This window comes from Dietzia sp. DQ11-71, from assembly GCF_014144995.1.
GTDB classification, from domain to species: Bacteria; Actinomycetota; Actinomycetes; order Mycobacteriales; family Mycobacteriaceae; genus Dietzia; species Dietzia kunjamensis.
This window is the reverse complement of record NZ_JAALDT010000297.1, coordinates 1-2,969: the sequence shown is the minus strand read 5'-3', so window position 1 is coordinate 2,969 and position 2,969 is coordinate 1. Positions and strand designations below refer to the sequence as shown.

General features: G+C 72.3%; 2 protein-coding genes. Both read left to right on the top strand.

From position 1 onward, the window contains the following. Positions 1-1,859, top strand: a 1,859-nt coding sequence (locus G6023_RS10995; RefSeq protein ID WP_182635504.1) for a DUF6541 family protein, incomplete at its 5' end; no start/stop codon positions are given. A gap of 92 nt (positions 1,860-1,951) precedes the next feature. Continuing rightward, positions 1,952-2,890 carry an SDR family NAD(P)-dependent oxidoreductase gene (locus tag G6023_RS10990; RefSeq protein ID WP_182635503.1) on the top strand — a complete coding sequence of 313 codons (939 nt, stop codon included), beginning with the start codon at positions 1,952-1,954 and terminating at the stop codon, positions 2,888-2,890. Positions 2,891-2,969 lie beyond the last annotated feature (79 nt).

Genomic DNA, 2,969 nt, shown 5'->3' with positions numbered 1-2,969 from the left:
GACTCCGCAGGGTTCGCGGAACCGCCGGGGTCGAGCGCCCCGGCCGGGTGGACGGCCGGCCCGGGCGGCGCTCGTGGTGGTGGCTGCTGCCGGGCGCGGCGATCCTGACGAGCGCCTGGCTGATCGGCCAGATGATCCTCACCGAACTCTCGGCGACCCCCGGCGGCACGGCGAACATCTTCCAGGGCTGGGACGCCCACTGGCACGCCAACTACATCCGCTTCATCCATGACCTCGGCGTGGCGTCGCCCGACCTCGCCGGGGAGCTGCGTTACCCGGAGAACGGCGCGACGCTCTACTACCCGAGCACGTGGCACTCGATCGCCGCCCTGGTCATGGGCCTGCGCGGGATCGGCGCCGTCGAGACGTACAACCTCGTGCAGATCGGCAGCGTCGCGCTCGTGTTCCCGCTGGGCGTGGCGGCGTTGGCGTGGCTGATCACCCACCGCCGGTTCTCCCGGCCCGTAGTGGCCACCTCGGCGGCCGTGGCCGCGATGGCCACCCCGCTGTTCCCGGGTCTGCCGTTCGTCGAGGTGATGGTGGCCGCCACCCCGTCGGCCGTGGCCAACGGTATGGCCGGTCTGGGGGCCGCGGTCGTGGTGGCGGCCCTGGCCGATCGGCGGTTCATCCCCGCCGCCGCGCTCGGGCTGGTCGGTATCGGCGGAGTCCATCCGTCGGCCATGGTCACCGCGGCCGTGTTCGTGCTGTTCTGGTGGCTGTTCGACGGGCTGTGGCGGCCGGTCCGCGGCCGAGTGCGCGACTTCGTGGTGTTGGCCGGCATCGGGCTCGCCGGGGTGCTCACGCTGTTGCCGCAGGTGCTCACGGTGTCCGAGGAGGCCGACGACATCTCGGCCTTCGAGTTCCAGATCGACGCCGACCGCGCCGCCACCTGGGGCAAGGCGGTAGCACTGCAGGTGCGCCACGTCGAGGACTGGGGCGTGCGGTGGGTGCTGCTGTCCCTGGCCGCGCTGGGCCTGGTGGTGATGCTGCGCCGCAGGGTGTTCTGGCCGCTGCTGCTGTGGGGCGGGCTGTTGGTGGTGTGCGTCAACTCGATGAGCGTGTTCGGCAACTGGACCGGCGGTGTGCTCCGCGGGATCGGCAGCATCTACTACAACGACCCCCGCCGGATCGGGGTGGTGCTGGCCGTGGTCGTGGCCGCGGCGGTGGGTGTGGGCGTCGGGGCGACCGTCCAGGCGCTGGCGGGATGGTTGGGCAGGCTGGTCGATCCCCTCACCGACCCGGACGGTGGCGGCGTCCGGCTCGCCCGGGTGGCCGTGGCGCTGGCCGCCCTGGTGGGGGTGGGGTCCTGGGTGGTGCAGGCCTCGCCCGAGTACGCGGTCGCGGCCGGGGTGAACCAGCGGTGGAACCGCATGGTCGACGAGCACGACCTGCGCGCCTTCCGCTGGTTGTCCGAGCAGCCGCAGGCCTACTCGGGTCTCATCTACACCAATCCCGACGAGGGCTCGGGCTGGATGTACGCCACTGACGGGTTGCCCTCGACCTCGCGGCACTACCTGCAACCCGGTGCGACGGCCCCGCTGACCACCTATCTGTTCTCCCGGATGGACGAGGCCGGGGTGAACCCCCGCGTCGACCGCGCGTTGGCGGAGCTCGGTGTGACGTACGTGTACGTGAGCCCGCCCAACTACTGGGGGTTCCAGAAGCCCAACGAGCACCTGTTGCGCCTCGACGGCACGCCCGGCCTGGCCAAGGTGTACGCCGAGTCGCAGGTGCGGATCTACGCGGTGCGGGGCGCGTTCACCGACGCCGAACTGGCGCAGATAGTGGAGGACTCCCCGTTCCCGCCCGAGCGGCGGTCCCCGCTCACCCGGGCGACCGGGACATACGGGCCGGAGTGACCTCGCCACCGGTCCCACGGTCGTATCCTGTGCACGGGCCTGAAGGTGAGGGAGCCGCGGCGGTGTCGTCGCAGACGAGGGGAGGGCATCACATGCGCGCGTTGGTGACGGGAGGGGCCGGGTTCATCGGGTCGACCCTGGTGGACAGGCTGCTCGGTGAGGGCCATGACGTGACCGTGGTGGACAACCTGTCCCGCGGTCGGCTCGAGAACCTCGCGGCGGCCCGTGAGGCCGGTGACCGGTTCGAGTTCCGCGAGCTCGACCTGACCGACCCCGCCATCGAGGACGTGGTGGCCGCCGCCCGGCCCGAGGTCATCTTCCACCTGGCCGCGCAGATCGACGTGCGGCTGTCGGTGGAGGATCCGGTCCACGACGCCCAGGTCAACGTCGTCGGCACCGTCCGGCTGGCCGAGGCGGCCCGCAAGGTCGGGGTGCGCAGGATCGTCTTCACCTCCTCCGGCGGGTCCATCTACGGGCCCGTGACCGAGCTGCCCGTCGCGGAGACCCGACCGGTGGACCCGCTGAGCCCGTACGCCGCCGGCAAGGTGGCCGGTGAGATCTACCTGGAGATGTTCTCGCGCCTGTACGGGATCGAGTGGGCGGGCGTGGCGCCGGCGAACGTGTACGGGCCGCGGCAGGACCCGCACGGCGAGGCCGGGGTGGTGGCGATCTTCTCCCAGCGGTTGCTGGCCGGTCAGCCCACGCGCGTGTTCGGCGACGGCGGCAACACGCGCGACTACGTGTTCGTCGACGACGTGGTGGACGCCTTCGTCCGCGCCGCCGAGGTCCCGGCCGCGGCGGGGCTGCGGTTCAACGTGGGCACCGGCGTGGAGACCACCGACCGTGGGCTGCACACCCTGGTCGCCGAGGCCGCGGGGGCCGCTGATGATCCCGAGTACGCCCCCGCCCGCCTGGGTGATGTCGACCGCTCGGCCCTCGATGCCGAGCGCGCTGCCGAGGTGCTCGGCTGGACGCCGCAGGTGACGATCCGCGAGGGCGTCGCCCGGACGGTCGACTACTTCCGCGACTGACGTCCTTCCGCGACTGACGCGCTAGTTCTCGCCGGCCTCGGCGCGCGCGTCGCCGTCGGCGCCCACTGCGCCGTCCTCA